The organism is Paracoccus binzhouensis (genome assembly GCF_016446475.1).
Classification (GTDB): Bacteria; Pseudomonadota; Alphaproteobacteria; order Rhodobacterales; family Rhodobacteraceae; genus Paracoccus; species Paracoccus binzhouensis.
Genome location: NZ_JAEHFP010000122.1, coordinates 1 through 12,332, shown reverse-complemented (window position 1 = coordinate 12,332; position 12,332 = coordinate 1). Strand labels below are relative to the sequence as shown.

Annotated in this window: 12 protein-coding genes; 4 read left to right on the top strand and 8 right to left on the bottom strand. The window is 71.0% G+C overall.

Annotated elements, in window-relative coordinates:
- Window positions 1-126: 126 nt before the first annotated feature.
- From rsmA to lptF, 6 genes are all read right to left on the bottom strand, one after another.
- Window positions 127-975 (bottom strand): 16S rRNA (adenine(1518)-N(6)/adenine(1519)-N(6))-dimethyltransferase RsmA, encoded by an 849-nt coding sequence (gene rsmA / locus I9P22_RS20250; protein WP_199261538.1) that lies wholly within the window; start codon window positions 973-975, stop codon window positions 127-129.
- The gene (pdxA, locus tag I9P22_RS20245; protein ID WP_199261536.1) at window positions 972-1,940 is read right to left on the bottom strand and encodes a 4-hydroxythreonine-4-phosphate dehydrogenase PdxA; all 969 of its coding nucleotides are present in this window, start codon (window positions 1,938-1,940) and stop codon (window positions 972-974) included. The genes rsmA and pdxA overlap by 4 nt, the downstream gene beginning before the upstream one ends.
- Window positions 1,941-2,007: 67 nt before the next feature.
- Window positions 2,008-3,297 carry a peptidylprolyl isomerase gene (locus I9P22_RS20240; protein WP_199261534.1) on the bottom strand — a complete coding sequence of 430 codons (1,290 nt, stop codon included), beginning with the start codon at window positions 3,295-3,297 and terminating at the stop codon, window positions 2,008-2,010.
- A 31-nt stretch (window positions 3,298-3,328) separates the two neighbouring features.
- Entirely contained in the window at window positions 3,329-5,698 is a 2,370-nt protein-coding gene (locus I9P22_RS20235; protein ID WP_199261532.1) for an LPS-assembly protein LptD, read from the bottom strand.
- A complete protein-coding gene (gene lptG, locus I9P22_RS20230; protein ID WP_199261529.1) occupies window positions 5,698-6,819 on the bottom strand; it encodes an LPS export ABC transporter permease LptG in 1,122 nt (373 codons plus the stop codon). Before lptG ends, I9P22_RS20235 begins: the two co-directional genes overlap by 1 nt.
- Complete coding sequence (gene lptF / locus I9P22_RS20225) at window positions 6,816-7,955, bottom strand: LPS export ABC transporter permease LptF (protein ID WP_199261527.1); 1,140 nt, start codon at window positions 7,953-7,955, stop codon at window positions 6,816-6,818. The genes lptG and lptF overlap by 4 nt, the downstream gene beginning before the upstream one ends.
- A 140-nt stretch (window positions 7,956-8,095) precedes the next feature.
- On the opposite strand from lptF, the gene I9P22_RS20220 reads away from it, so the two are divergent.
- Both I9P22_RS20220 and I9P22_RS20215 read left to right on the top strand, forming a co-directional pair.
- Window positions 8,096-9,709 (top strand): leucyl aminopeptidase, encoded by a 1,614-nt coding sequence (locus tag I9P22_RS20220; protein WP_199261525.1) that lies wholly within the window; start codon window positions 8,096-8,098, stop codon window positions 9,707-9,709.
- Window positions 9,709-10,158: a DNA polymerase III subunit chi gene (locus tag I9P22_RS20215; protein ID WP_199261522.1), complete on the top strand. Its 450-nt coding sequence runs from the start codon at window positions 9,709-9,711 to the stop codon at window positions 10,156-10,158. The genes I9P22_RS20220 and I9P22_RS20215 overlap by 1 nt, the downstream gene beginning before the upstream one ends.
- 63 nt (window positions 10,159-10,221) lie before the next feature.
- Here the strand turns inward: I9P22_RS20215 and I9P22_RS20210 are convergent, their stop codons facing one another.
- On the bottom strand, window positions 10,222-10,797 hold the full coding sequence (locus I9P22_RS20210) for a retropepsin-like aspartic protease family protein (protein WP_199261520.1): 576 nt from the start codon (window positions 10,795-10,797) through the stop codon (window positions 10,222-10,224).
- Entirely contained in the window at window positions 10,797-11,408 is a 612-nt protein-coding gene (locus I9P22_RS20205) for a MarC family protein (RefSeq protein WP_199261518.1), read from the bottom strand. Before I9P22_RS20205 ends, I9P22_RS20210 begins: the two co-directional genes overlap by 1 nt.
- 162 nt (window positions 11,409-11,570) lie before the next feature.
- Between I9P22_RS20205 and I9P22_RS20200 the strand changes: the two genes are divergently transcribed.
- Entirely contained in the window at window positions 11,571-11,894 is a 324-nt protein-coding gene (locus tag I9P22_RS20200) for a twin-arginine translocase TatA/TatE family subunit (protein WP_199261516.1), read from the top strand.
- A gap of 18 nt (window positions 11,895-11,912) precedes the next feature.
- Window positions 11,913-12,332: Sec-independent protein translocase protein TatB (gene tatB, locus I9P22_RS20195; protein ID WP_199261514.1), on the top strand; the 420-nt coding region annotated here is incomplete at its 3' end.

Sequence of the window (12,332 nt, the reverse complement as noted above, 5' to 3'; positions counted from 1 at the left end):
CCCGCCCCGCGTCGGCGCAGCCGCGCGGCGGCCGGCACCGGCACGGCTCAGCGCGCGCCGCGCAGCCGCAAGAAGCCGGCCGAGGGCGCCAAGGCACCGGCCGAGAAGGCTTCCGGCGAGTAAGCGTCAGCGCGGCGCGGCGGCCAGTCCCCGCGCCAGCGCGCAGAACTGCTCCAGGCCGATCTCCTCGGCCCGGGCTGTCGGCGCGATGCCGGCCTCGACCAGCAGCTCCTCGATGCGCGGATGCAGTCCCTTCAGCGAGGCGCGCAGCATCTTGCGGCGCTGGTTGAACCCCGCCGCGACGACGCGGTTCAGGACCGCCGGGTCGGCCGGGAAGCGCGGCTCGGGCAGGGCGGTCAGCTGCACGACCGCAGAATGCACCTTGGGCGCCGGCACGAAGGCCTCGGGCGGCAGGGTCATGACGATCCGCGCCTCGCTGCGCCATTGCGCCAGCACCGCCAGCCGGCCATAGGCCTTGCCGCCCGGCCGGGCCACGATGCGCTCGGCCACCTCCTTCTGGAACATCAGCGTCAGCGACTGCCAGAAGGGCGGCCATGCCGGCGGCGTCAGCCAGCGGATCAGCAGTTCGGTGCCGACATTATAGGGCAGGTTCGCCACGATGCGGATCGGCGGCGTCAGATGCGCCAGCGGATCGACCTCCAGCGCATCGCCATGGACGACCTCCAGCCGGCCCGGATAGGCGGCGGCGATCTCGGCCAGGGCGGGCAGGGCGCGCTCGTCCTTCTCGATGGCCAGCACATGCCGCGCCCCCTCGGCCAGCAGTCCGCGGGTCAGCCCGCCCGGCCCCGGCCCGACCTCGATCACGTCGCAGCCCGTCAGGTCGCCCGCCGCCCGGGCGATCTTGGCGGTCAGGTTCAGGTCCAGCAGGAAGTTCTGCCCCAGCTGCTTCTTCGCCCGCAACTCGTGCCGGGCGATGACCTCGCGCAGCGGCGGCAGCCCGTCGATGGCGCTCATTGCCGGCCCGCCATGTCATGGGCCATGCGCAGCGCCGCGATGACGCTTTGCGCATCGGCGATGCCCCGTCCGGCGATGTCGAAGGCGGTGCCGTGATCGGGCGAGGTGCGCACGAAGGGCAGGCCCAGCGTCACGTTCACCCCACCGGCAAAATCCAGCGTCTTGATCGGGATCAGCGCCTGGTCGTGATAGGCACAAAGCGCCGCGTCATAGCGCGCGCGGGCCGCGGGATGGAACATGGTGTCGGCGGGCAGCGGGCCGGCCAGGTCGAAGCCCTCGCCGCGCAGCCGGGCAAGCAGCGGTGCCATCCAGCGGGCCTCCTCCTCGCCCATGACGCCGTTCTCGCCGGCATGGGGGTTCAGCCCGGCAACGGCCAGCCGCGGGGCCTTGATGCCGAAATCGCGGCGCAGGGCGGCGTCGGTGATGCGGATCGCCTGCTCCAGCAGCGTGGGCGTCAGCGCCCCGGGCACCTCGCTCAGCGCGATATGGATGGTGACCGGCACCACGCGGCAGGGCGGCTCTGCCGTGGTCGAGGCCAGCATCATCGCCACCGGCACGTCGCCGGCCAGATGCGCCAGGTATTCGGTATGGCCGGGAAAGGCGAAGCCGGCGCCGCGCTTCAGCGCTTCCTTGCTGATCGGCAGGGTGCAGATGCCGCCGGCCGCGCCGGACATGGCCAGATCGACGGCGCGGGCGATCACCTCGATCACCGCCGGCGCATTGGCGGGGTCGGGCCGGCCCGGCACCGCCTGCGCCGGGAAGTCGTGCCGCAGGACCGGCAGCACGCCCGGGGCCACCGGCTGCTCCGGCGCAGCCACTTCGCTCCAGGCGGTGCCTTCGGGCAGATGCCGCGGATCGCCCAGGAACACGAAGGGCACGCCCGAGGCCAGCGCCCTGGGCGCCAGCTCCGGTCCGATGCCGGCCGGCTCGCCGCAGGTCAGAATGATCGGCCGCGCGTCAGTCATCTTCTCCGTTTTCCAAATACTCTCGGGGGGCGGGGGGCGAAGCGCCCCCGGTTCGCCTCGGCCGGGCTCAGGGCCGGCGGATGATGGCATTCGAGCGCAGTTCGGCCAGGTAGCTCTCGGCCGCCTGTCCGACCTTGCGGTTGAAGATCATGCTGCGCACCTCGTCGCGGCCGGGCAGTGCATCGGGATCGGCGGCCGCGGGCTGCCCGTCCTGGCCGCCCTCTGCCCCTTCGGCCGTGACCGGGATCGTGGCGGGCGGGGTTTCTGCCGCCAGCAGCGCCGGCTCGCGCTTGCACAGCATCAACAGCGTCACCGCGCCGCCATAGCTGATCACCGTCGATTCGTTGTCGTCCAGCACTGCCAGGCGCAGCGCCTCGCCGGTGGGGATCTGGCCCTGCGGCAGGGTCTGGCGCTGGATCTGCTCGGCCGGCAGGCCGCGGGCATGGATGAACAGGTCGGCGCAGGTGTCCGACAGGGCGGCGATGCGGTTCGCTTCCGCGGCGCCGGACAGGCGGAAGCGGACGAAATCCAGCACCTGCTCGCGCGCGCCGGGGCGCAGCGTGCCGCGGGTGTCGCGCAGGAAGAACAGCACCACCGCGCCCTGGACGGTCAGCGGCTGGCTGATCTGGCCCGGCTTCATCGACAGCACGATGGGCTGCAGCGCCGGCGGCAGGTTGGCCAGCGGCGTCCAGGGCAGCCGGCCGCCGTTCTCGGCCGAGGGCGTCGCCGAATAGCGCCGGGCCGCGGCGGCGAAATCGCCTTCGGAGCGCACGTTCTGCACCAGCGATTCCGCGATCTGCATCGCCTGCGCTTCCTGGCCGGTCGGGGCGGGAATGATCAGCTCGGACAGCGCGACATGGGTGGTGCGCGGCGTCTCGATGATCTTCTTCAGCTCCTGCTCGACCTCTGCATCGGTGACGCGGACCTGCGGCACGACGCGCTGGCGCACCACCTCGCGCCAGACCACGCCGGCCGAGATGAAGTCGCGAAAGGCTTGGCGCTCGACCCCGGCGCGGGCCAGTTCGGCGGTGAATTCCTCGACCCCCAGATTGGCGCGGCCGGCGAATTCGGCCAAGCCGGCGTCGATCTGTTCGTTGCTGGGGGTGATGCCCATCTGCTTGGCCGCGAACAGCCGCAGCCTATCGTCGATCAGCGCCTTTTCGGCCGAGGCCGGATCGGAATCGGGCGCCCGCAGCAGCTGCATGAAGCGCACGCGCTGGTCCAGCTCGTAGCGGGTGACGGCCGAATCGTTCACATAGACCAGCGGCTGGAACGGATTGCCCTGCGCCAAGGCCGGGGAAACCCCGCTCCCGGCCAGCATCGCGGCCATCGCCGCCCCCAGAAGAATTCGCCGCATCAGCTCCCTCGCCGCATGGTTTTGCCGGACATTAGCGCAGGCAGGCGCGACGCGCCACCGTTCCCGGGCCGGCCTTCTGCTGGCCGAAGCCGCCCAGGCGGATGCCCAGGTCGAAACTGGTATCGGCCCGCAGCTCGTCCGAGGAGGTGAAGCGCCGTTGCACCGACATTTCCACGGTGACGCATTCGTTCCGGTATTCCAGCCCCAGTTGCGCCTTCTGCGCCCGGTCGGCGGTGAAGTCGTAGCGCGTCTCGGTCGTGGCCCACCAGCCCTGCGCCACCTGCCAGCCGCCGGCCATGGTCAATTCCGACACGTCCAGCTCGCGATTCTCGCTTTCATCCGAATCGAGCCAGAGATAGCCGGCCGAGACCTGCAGGCCGGGCTGGAACCAGCCCAGCCGCAGCTCGTTTCGGCTGATCGAGAAACTGTCGTCGAACAGCGCCCGGTTCACCAGCGCCAGCCCGTTCGCGCCTTGGTAGGTGGCCGAGAGCAGCCAGTCCGAGCGCTTGCCGGCCAGCGGCCCGGTGCCGTCGAAGGCAGGCTCGGGGTCAGAGCGGAAGACGCGGCCGGCGGTCAGGCCGATGGACCAGCCGGCAGGGTCGATGCGCGTCCAGCCGACGCCCAGGTTCGCCCGCCAGCCGGTTTCGCGCGCGTCCCAGCCGGGAAAGCGGTCCAGCGAGAACAGGTTGCCCTCGTCGAACTCGATCAGCCGGCTGTCCTCGTTCGGCACGTCGTCCTCGGCCTCGCGCTCGGGCGACCAGATCAGTTGCGCGACCGGCTCGATGATATGGGTCACGCCGCCGGAATGACGGGCCAGCGGCCAGCGCAGCTCGGCCGCCAGCGTCGGATCGGCGCGCGCCACCCAGTCCTCGTAGTCGCTGTCCTGGTTGATTCGATAGATGTCGGCATCGACCCGGCCCTCGACCTTGCCCAGGACGCCGCCCGGCAGGATCTCGCTGCGCTGCCAGTCCAGGCTGACCGAGCCGCGCGCCATGTCGCGGCCCACCACATCCTCGCCCGAGGAACGGCGATGCGCGTGCAGCGACCATTCCAGGCTGGCGATGCCGCCGATGCGGTCCGGCGTCCAGCGCCGCTTCCACAGCGCATCGGCCACGACCGAGGGGGTGAACTCGTCCGGCTCGTCGTCGCGCAGCGATTCGTAATTGCCGATCCGGGCCATGACCATGCGGTCGCGGCGCACCCGGTCCAGGGTGATGCCGCTCCACAGCCGGTCGGCGTCCGAGATGTCGTAGTCCAGCAGATAGGCGCGGTTGCTGGCCATCTGGATCTGGAAGCCCAGCAGGTAGCCGCGCGGCAGCTCGAAGCGACCGGCACCGAACAGGTAGCCGCGGGTCTCGCCCTGCTCGATGTCGTCGCGCGAGACAGCGCCGTTCCATTCCATGGCGCCGTTGCGGAAGGCCTGGCGATAGCGCAGCTCCAGCGTCCGGGTGCGCGAGGCCGCGACATAGGGCGTCACCGTCAGGTCGGCATGATCGCCCAGGGTGATGAAATAGGGCAGCTTGATGCCGAAGCCGAGCCCCGAGGTGGTGCGGAACTGCGGCCGCAAAAAGCCGGTCATGCGCTCGACGGTCGGGTCGGGCGCTGTCAGCCAGGGCAGGCTGGCGATCGGCAGGCCCAGGGCGCGGAACTGCGGGTGATCGAAATGCAGCTTGCGGGTGCGGCTGTCATGGGTGATCGAGCGGGCCCGGATCTCCCATAGCGGGATGGGATCCTCGGCGCAGATCTGGCAGCTCGAGGCGACGACGTTGTCCAGCCGGGTCACGGCGCCGTTCTCGCTGCGGCGCATCTGCCGCGCCGCCAGCTGCATCTCGCGCGCCAGCACCAGCCGGGCGCCGCGCAGGATGCCGTCCTGCATGTTCGGGTCCAGCTGCGCGCTGTCGGCGATGACGATGGTTTCCTGCGATGTGCCGGCGCGGGCGGGCTGGGTCAGGTGGATCGGCCCTTCGATCGTGGCCGCGCCGCTGTCGTTGTCATAGATCACCCGTGAGGCGATCAGCCGCGCCCCGCGATGCCAGATCACCACCCCCCCCGAGGCGGTCAGCCGGTTCTCGGAATCCAGCGTCACCTGGTCGGCCAGCAGCGTGGCCGGGCTGGCCGCATCCCCGTCGCCGCTGCCCTGGATGCGCACCGAGCCGGGCCGCGCCACCGAGGGCGTCTGCGCGGCCTCGGTGCCGTCGGCAAAGCGGGCATTGCTGTCGGAATCCTCGGTCGGGGCCAGCGCCGGGCCGGCGGGCCCCTCGAACAGGCTGCCGCTTTCCTCGTAGATCGGCAGGGTCTGGCCGTCCGCGGTCAGGCTCTGGCCCAGGGCCGCGCCGGGCAGCAGCACCGCCGCCAGCAGGGCCGCGCGGGCCGCGCCGCCGTTTTGTCGCTTGCGCGCCATCAACCGTCCTCCAGCCGCAATAGTGCCCCCAGGGCAAGGAACAGCGCCACGATGGGCGGCGCCCAGCCGGCCAGCACCGGCGGGATGCCGCCATTGTCGCCCAGCACCTGCGCCAGGTTGCGCAGGAAGAACAGCGCGATGCCGCAGCCGAAGCCGGCCAGCACCAGAAGCCCCATCTTGCGCCCGCGCATGTGCCGCATGGTGAAGACCGCGGCCAGCGCCACCATGGCGGCCATCAGCAGCGGCCGCGCCAGCTCCATCTGGAACCAGACCTTGTGGCGCTGCGCGGAAAAGCCGGCGCGCTCCAGCCCCTTGATGAAGGCCGGAAGCTGCCAGATCGGGATCGCCTCGGGCTTGCCGAAACTGTCGCGGATGCGGGCGGCGGTCAGGTCGGTGGGCAGTGTCAGCGCGGCCGCGGTGCGGGCCATGGCCTCGGGATTGGGCTGGGTCAGCGGCCATTCCTTGACGTCGCTGAGCAGCCAGGCCCCCTCGGTCAACCGCGCCTGGCGGGCGTCGATGCGGCGGGTCGGACCCTGTTCGGGCGCGAAGATCATGAAGGTGGCATCGTAAAGCGTGGTGGCATCGGCGCTGGCCCGGCTGGCCTGGATCACCACCTGGCCGGCCGTCTCGGCCCCGTCCGGACCGGTCATCGGCAGCGCCTGACGCAGCCAGACCGCGCTGTCGCCGACGCTGATCGTCTGGCCGCTGCCGCTTTTCATCCGTGCCACCGCGTCGTCATAGCGTTTCGAGGTGCCCGCCACCATCGGGTTCAGCACCGCGACCGACAGGATGCCGGCCAGCGCCGCCGTGACTGCCGGCGCCGCCAGCACCCGCAGGGCCGAGCGCCCCGAGGCTCGGATCGCCACCAGTTCCGAGCTGCGCGACAGGCTGAGGAACAGCGCGATCCCCGCCAGCACCGTCATCAGCGGCAGGATGGAATAGAAGCTGGCGGTGATGTTCAGCAGCGACAGCACCGCCGCGCCCGACAGGCCGATATTCTCGTCCGAGAAGCGGCGGATCTGCTCGACGATGTCGATCAGGAACAGGATGGCGCCGAAGATGGCGGCGATCAGCACGAACATGCGCAGGAAGCGCCGCGCCACATAGGCCGAAAGGATCATGCCGCCGCCCCCCCGCCTTCGCTTTCGCCGCGCAGACGGCGCGGCCGGGCGGCCAGCCACAGCACCGTCACGCAGGCCGCCGCCCCCAAGAGCGGCGAGACATACATCAGCGGCCAGCGCGAGGCGTCGCCCGCCACCTGATTCTCGGCCGCGGTGCTGAGGAACTGCACGACGATCAGCGCGATCACCGCCCAGACCACCTGCCGCCAGACCCCGAAGCGGCTGAACCCGCCCAGCAGCAGCATGGCAAAGCCCAGCATCGCCGCGACCGGCGCCTGCAGGGGTTTGGCCAGCCGCTCATGCGCCTCGGCCAGGGCCTTGTCGGCGGTGGCGCCGGTGGCGGCCAGAAGCTCGGGGTCGGGGTCCAGCAGCCGCAGCGTCGGATAGGCGCGCAGGTCGCGCTTGCGGCTGGCCGCCGGGTCGATCAGCGAGCCGAGGTCGTAGGCAAGTTCGGAAAAGCGGGTGACGGACAGGCTTTGCTGTTCGCCCGTCCGGCGCAGGTTCTGCACCATGCCCTGCATCATCACCAGCCGCGGGCCGGCATCGGTCCTGACCAGCAGCGCCTCGGTCGCGGTATAGGTGGTCTGGTTGGCGGGATCGCGCGCATCCTCAAGAAAGAAATAGATCAGCCGGCCGTCGGCGGCGATCTCGCTGATATACAGCGTCACGCCGCGCACCGGATACTGGAAGCTGCCGGCGCGCAGGAATTGCGCGGTGACGTTCTGGGCGATCTCGGCCTGGCGGTCGGCCAGCCGCCCGCGCGCCATCGGCACCAGCGCATGCACCAGCAGCGCCACCATCAGCGCCACCAGCACGCCGAAGACGAAGACCGGCCGCGCCAGCCGCCAGGGCGACATGCCCGCGGCCTGCATCGCCACCAGCTCGGATTCCGAGGACAGCCGGTTGGTGCCATAGGCGCTGGCCGCGAAGGCGGCGATGGGCAGCACGGCCGAGATGACCAGCGGCAGGGTCAGTGCGGTGAATTCCAGCACCACCAGCGCCGTCTGCCCGTCCGAGATCAGCTGCTCGAACAGCGAGACGGCGCGGTTGATCCAGTAGACCGAGACGAGCACCAGCGCAAAGAACCCGAACAGGGTCAGGAATTGCGACAGGATATAGCGGTCGATGCGGGGCATGGGGGCTTTCAGCGGCTCGGACCCCGATTGATTAGCGGCTGCGCGGGGATTGGGAAAGCCCCGGCTCTGGTCAAGGCGGGGTTGCGCGACTAGTTTTCGCCCAGGACGGATCAAGACGGATCAACGCGAGAGGCAGGACCATGACGCACCCGGTGGAAATTTCCTTCACGGCCACGGACCCAACCGAACTGGCCGCGCGGCCGGGGCGGATCGCCATCCTGGTGCCGCAGACCGGGCGGTTGCCGGGCGGCCTGCCGCGCGCCACCCGCGAGGCGGCGGCCCGGGCGCTGGAATCCGATGCCTGGAAGGCCGTGAAGCCCGGCAAGGCGCTGGAGCTGGCCTTTCCCGCCGGGCTGAAGGCCGAGGCGCTGCAGCTGGTCTCGTTGCCGCAGAATGCCGATCTGGTCACGGCGCGCGCCGCGGGGGCGAGCATCGGCGCGAAGCTGGGCAAGGCCGATACGCTGGTCCTGGCCGGCAACCACCCGCGCGCGGCCGAGGTGGCGCTGGGGCTGGCGCTGCGCGCCTATGACTTCTCGGCCTACAAGACGAAGCAAGCCGGGAATGGCGGGAATGCGGGCAACGGCGCGGCCGAGGGCGAGGCGCCCGCCGAGCCGGCCGTGACCACCAGCCGCAGCGGCGCGGCCGAGGATGCGCGGCTGTCGGATGCGGCCGACGGCGGCGCCCCGGCCACCGAATCGGCGCCCGCGGCCAAGCCGCGCGGCAAGGTTGTGTTCATGCACAAGGATCCCGAGGCGCTGGCCCGGGCGGCCGGCGACGGTGCCGCCGTGGCCGAGGGCGTGTTCTTCACCCGCGATCTGGTGAACGAGCCCGCCAACGTGCTGACCACCAGCGATTTCGCCGACCGGCTGCTGGCCATGCGCGAGCTGGGCCTCGAGGTCGAGGTGCTGGAGGAGGACGAGCTGGCGCGGCTGGGCATGCGGGCGCTGCTGGGCGTGGGCCAGGGCTCGGAAAGCCCGTCCAAGGTGGTGGTGATGCGCTGGAACGGCGGCGGCGAGGCCGCGCCGCTGGCGCTGGTCGGCAAGGGTGTGGTCTTCGACACCGGCGGCATCTCGATCAAGCCCGCCGCCGGCATGGAGGAGATGACCATGGACATGGGCGGCGCCGGCGTCGTGGCCGGCGTCATGCGCACGCTGGCGCTGCGCAGGGCCAGGGCCAATGTCGTCGGCCTGGTCGGCCTGGTCGAGAACATGCCGGACGGCCGCGCCCAGCGTCCCGGCGACATCGTGAAATCCATGAAGGGCGACACGATCGAGGTCATCAACACCGATGCCGAGGGGCGCTTGGTGCTGGCCGATGTGCTCTGGTACGCGCAGGAGCGCTTCAAGCCTGCCGCCATGGTCGATCTGGCGACGCTGACCGGGGCGGTGATCATTGCGCTGGGGCACGAGAATGCCGGGGTGTTCTCGAACGACGACGCCTTCGCCGATGCGGTGCTGGCCGCCGCCAGGGCCGAGGGCGAGGGCGCATGGCGCCTGCCGCTGGGACCGGGCTACGACAAGCTGATCGATTCGCGCCTGGCCGATGTCAAGAATACCGGCGGGCGCCCGGCCGGCTCGATCACCGCCGCGCAGTTCCTGCAGCGCTTCGTGCGCGAGGGCACGCCCTGGGTGCATCTGGACATCGCCGGCGTGGCGCTGCCGCCCGCCGAGACGGCGCTGGCGCCCAAGGGCGCGAGCGGCTGGGGGGTGATGACGCTCGACCGGCTGGTGCGCGACCGCTTCGAGGGCAAATGATGGGCGCGGCCCTGTTCTATCACCTGACCCGCTCGGGGCCGGGCCAGCTCGTGCCGATGCTGATCGGCAAGAGCCTGCAGGCCGGCTGGCGGGTCGAGCTGCGGGGCAGGGACCGCGCGCGCCAGGTGGCGCTGGACGAGGCACTGTGGCTGGGCGAGGGCTTCCTGCCGCATGGCCTGGCCGGCGGGCCGCATGATGCCCGGCAGCCGGTGCTGCTGACCGTCGAGGGCCAGGCGGCGGCCAATGCGGCGCGCTGCCTGATCGCGCTGGAGGGCGCCGAGGTCTCGGGCGCGGAATGCGCGGCGCTGGAGCGGGCCTGCATCCTGTTCGACGGCAACGACCCCGAGGCGCTGGAGCGCGCCCGCGCGCAATGGCGGGCGCTGGTGGCCGAGGGCGTGGCGGCGGAATACTGGTCCGAGGCCGGCGGCCGCTGGGAGCGCAGGCAGTAAGGGGGCGCTGCCCCCCGCGCGTGCCGCGCTCCCCCGGGGTATTTGGAGAGCGGAGAAAGCCGGTCAGCGTTCCAGGATCAGGCGGTTGCCCTCGATGCTGACGCGGGCGAAGCGCGACAGGTAGGACATGCCCATCAGCGACTGGTCGAGATCGCTGCGCAGCACCATGGCCGGGACGCGGCTGTCGTGGATCTCGCCCAGGGTCACGCTGTCGAGGGTGACGGGCGCGGTCTCGATGATGCCGTTCGCGGTCCGGGCCTGGCCGACATAGCCGAGGCTGTCGGGGTCGATGCCGACGCGCCTGGCGTCGCGCGGTCCCAGCGCAATGGTGGTGGCGCCGGTGTCGATGACGAAGCGGACCGGGGTGCCGTTCACCTGTGCGGTCAGGTGGAAATGGCCGTCATTGCCCAGCGGCACCTCGACCCGGCCGCCTTCCAGCATCCGGGCCTGGGGCGAGACCGTGTTGCGGATGTCCTCCCACAGGCCGGCCAGCGCCAGGGCGCCCATGAAGATCAGCCCCCAGGCCGCTGCCTGGCGCAGGGTCTTGCCTGGCCGGGCGCGCAGCTCGACCAGCAGGAAGCCGCCCACCGCGACGAGCAGCAATACAAGGTAGGCGGCCCGGCCGAATTCCTCGCCCATCAGAACAGCCCCGTTCCCTTGAGGCCGTCGATCACGAACTGGATCGAGAGCGCGGCCAGCAGCATGCCGAAAAGCCGGGTGACCACCATGGTCCCGGTGCGCCCCAGCAGCCGGGCGATCGGCCCCGCCATGGCGAAGAGCGCCGCGGCGATGCCCAGCACCGCCAGCATGACCAGGTGGATCATCAGCGTGTGGACCGGGCTCTGGTCCTGGCCGACCAGCAGGATCATGGTCGCCAGTGCCCCGGGCCCGGCCAGCAGCGGCGTCGCCAGCGGAAAGACCGAGGGGTCGTCGTCATCGTCGCGGGCCTGACCCTCGCGCCGCTCGGTGCGGCGCTCGAACAGCATGTCGAGCGCGGTCAGGAACAGAAGCAGCCCGCCGGCGATGCGAAAGGCCGGCAGCGAAATGCCGATGCCTCGCAGGATCGCCTCGCCCGCCAGGCCGAACAGCGTCATCAGCCCCGCCGCCACCGCCAGTGCCCGCCAACCGATTCGGCGGCGGCGCTGCGGCGTCATCTGGCGCGTCAGGGCGATGAACAGCGGCGCCAGCCCCACCGGGTCGATCACCACGAAAAGCGTGACAAAGGCGCTGACGATCTGGATATGGTCCATGGTTCCCGCAATATGGCCCGCTTTCCGGACGGGGGGAAGCGCGGCGGCGCGTCAATGCGTCCGATCACGGAATTGGGGGTTTCGTGATGCGCGTTCCGCACCTATATCGGGAAGCATGTGAAGACACGCAAGGCTTTCGGGCCCTGCCACGGAGGTAATGACATGCACGCACCTTCACCGATGGCGCTATTGCTGATCGCCATCGTCGTTCTGGTCCTGTTCGGGCGCGGCAAGGTCTCGTCCCTGATGGGCGAGGTCGGCAAGGGCATCACCGCCTTCAAGAAAGGCGTGAAGGAAGGCAGCGAGGAAGGCGATGCCGCCGCGCGCGGCGAGGTCAAGGAGGTCGAGCTGAAGACCACCGACGACATCGAGCGCGCCCGCGCCGAGCTGGCCGCCGAGCGCGCCCAGCTCGAGGCCGAGCGGGCCCGGACGGTGGCCGACAGCTCGCTGCGCGACGTGACGCCGAACGACACGACCAAGCTCTGATCCCCCGGTCCGGCGCGTATGTTGGATATCGGCTGGAGCGAGCTTCTGCTGATCGGCGTGGTGGCGCTGATCGTCATTGGCCCCGAGGACCTGCCCAAGCTGTTCCACACGCTGGGCCGGATCACCGCGCGTGCGCGGTCTATGGCGCGCGAGTTCAGTTCCGCCATGGAGAATGCCGCCAAATCCTCGGGCCTGGATGACGCGGCCAAGACGCTCAAGGACGTGAATGCGCTGACCTCGAAACGCGGGCTGGGCCTCGACGCGCTGGAGCGTGCGACCGAGCGCTTCGAGAAATGGGACCCGCTGAACCCCAAGGAGCAGGCCGACCGCAAGGCGCCGCTGCCCGATCCCGCCGCGCCGCAGCCGGCTGCCGTCGCGGCGAATGGTGGCGGCGCGCCCGTCGCATCCGCTGCGGCCCTGCCGCCGGCGCCGGGCGTC

Coding starts and splice junctions, on each gene's coding strand:
- rsmA (WP_199261538.1), bottom strand. CDS start 975: ATGAGCGCCATCGACGGGCTGCCGCCGCTGCGCGAGGTCATCGCCCGG.
- lptF (WP_199261527.1), bottom strand. CDS start 7,955: ATGCCCCGCATCGACCGCTATATCCTGTCGCAATTCCTGACCCTGTTC.
- I9P22_RS20240 (WP_199261534.1), bottom strand. CDS start 3,297: ATGCGGCGAATTCTTCTGGGGGCGGCGATGGCCGCGATGCTGGCCGGG.
- I9P22_RS20205 (WP_199261518.1), bottom strand. CDS start 11,408: ATGGACCATATCCAGATCGTCAGCGCCTTTGTCACGCTTTTCGTGGTG.
- I9P22_RS20220 (WP_199261525.1), top strand. CDS start 8,096: ATGACGCACCCGGTGGAAATTTCCTTCACGGCCACGGACCCAACCGAA.
- I9P22_RS20215 (WP_199261522.1), top strand. CDS start 9,709: ATGGGCGCGGCCCTGTTCTATCACCTGACCCGCTCGGGGCCGGGCCAG.
- I9P22_RS20235 (WP_199261532.1), bottom strand. CDS start 5,698: ATGGCGCGCAAGCGACAAAACGGCGGCGCGGCCCGCGCGGCCCTGCTG.
- I9P22_RS20200 (WP_199261516.1), top strand. CDS start 11,571: ATGCACGCACCTTCACCGATGGCGCTATTGCTGATCGCCATCGTCGTT.
- I9P22_RS20210 (WP_199261520.1), bottom strand. CDS start 10,797: ATGGGCGAGGAATTCGGCCGGGCCGCCTACCTTGTATTGCTGCTCGTC.
- pdxA (WP_199261536.1), bottom strand. CDS start 1,940: ATGACTGACGCGCGGCCGATCATTCTGACCTGCGGCGAGCCGGCCGGC.
- lptG (WP_199261529.1), bottom strand. CDS start 6,819: ATGATCCTTTCGGCCTATGTGGCGCGGCGCTTCCTGCGCATGTTCGTG.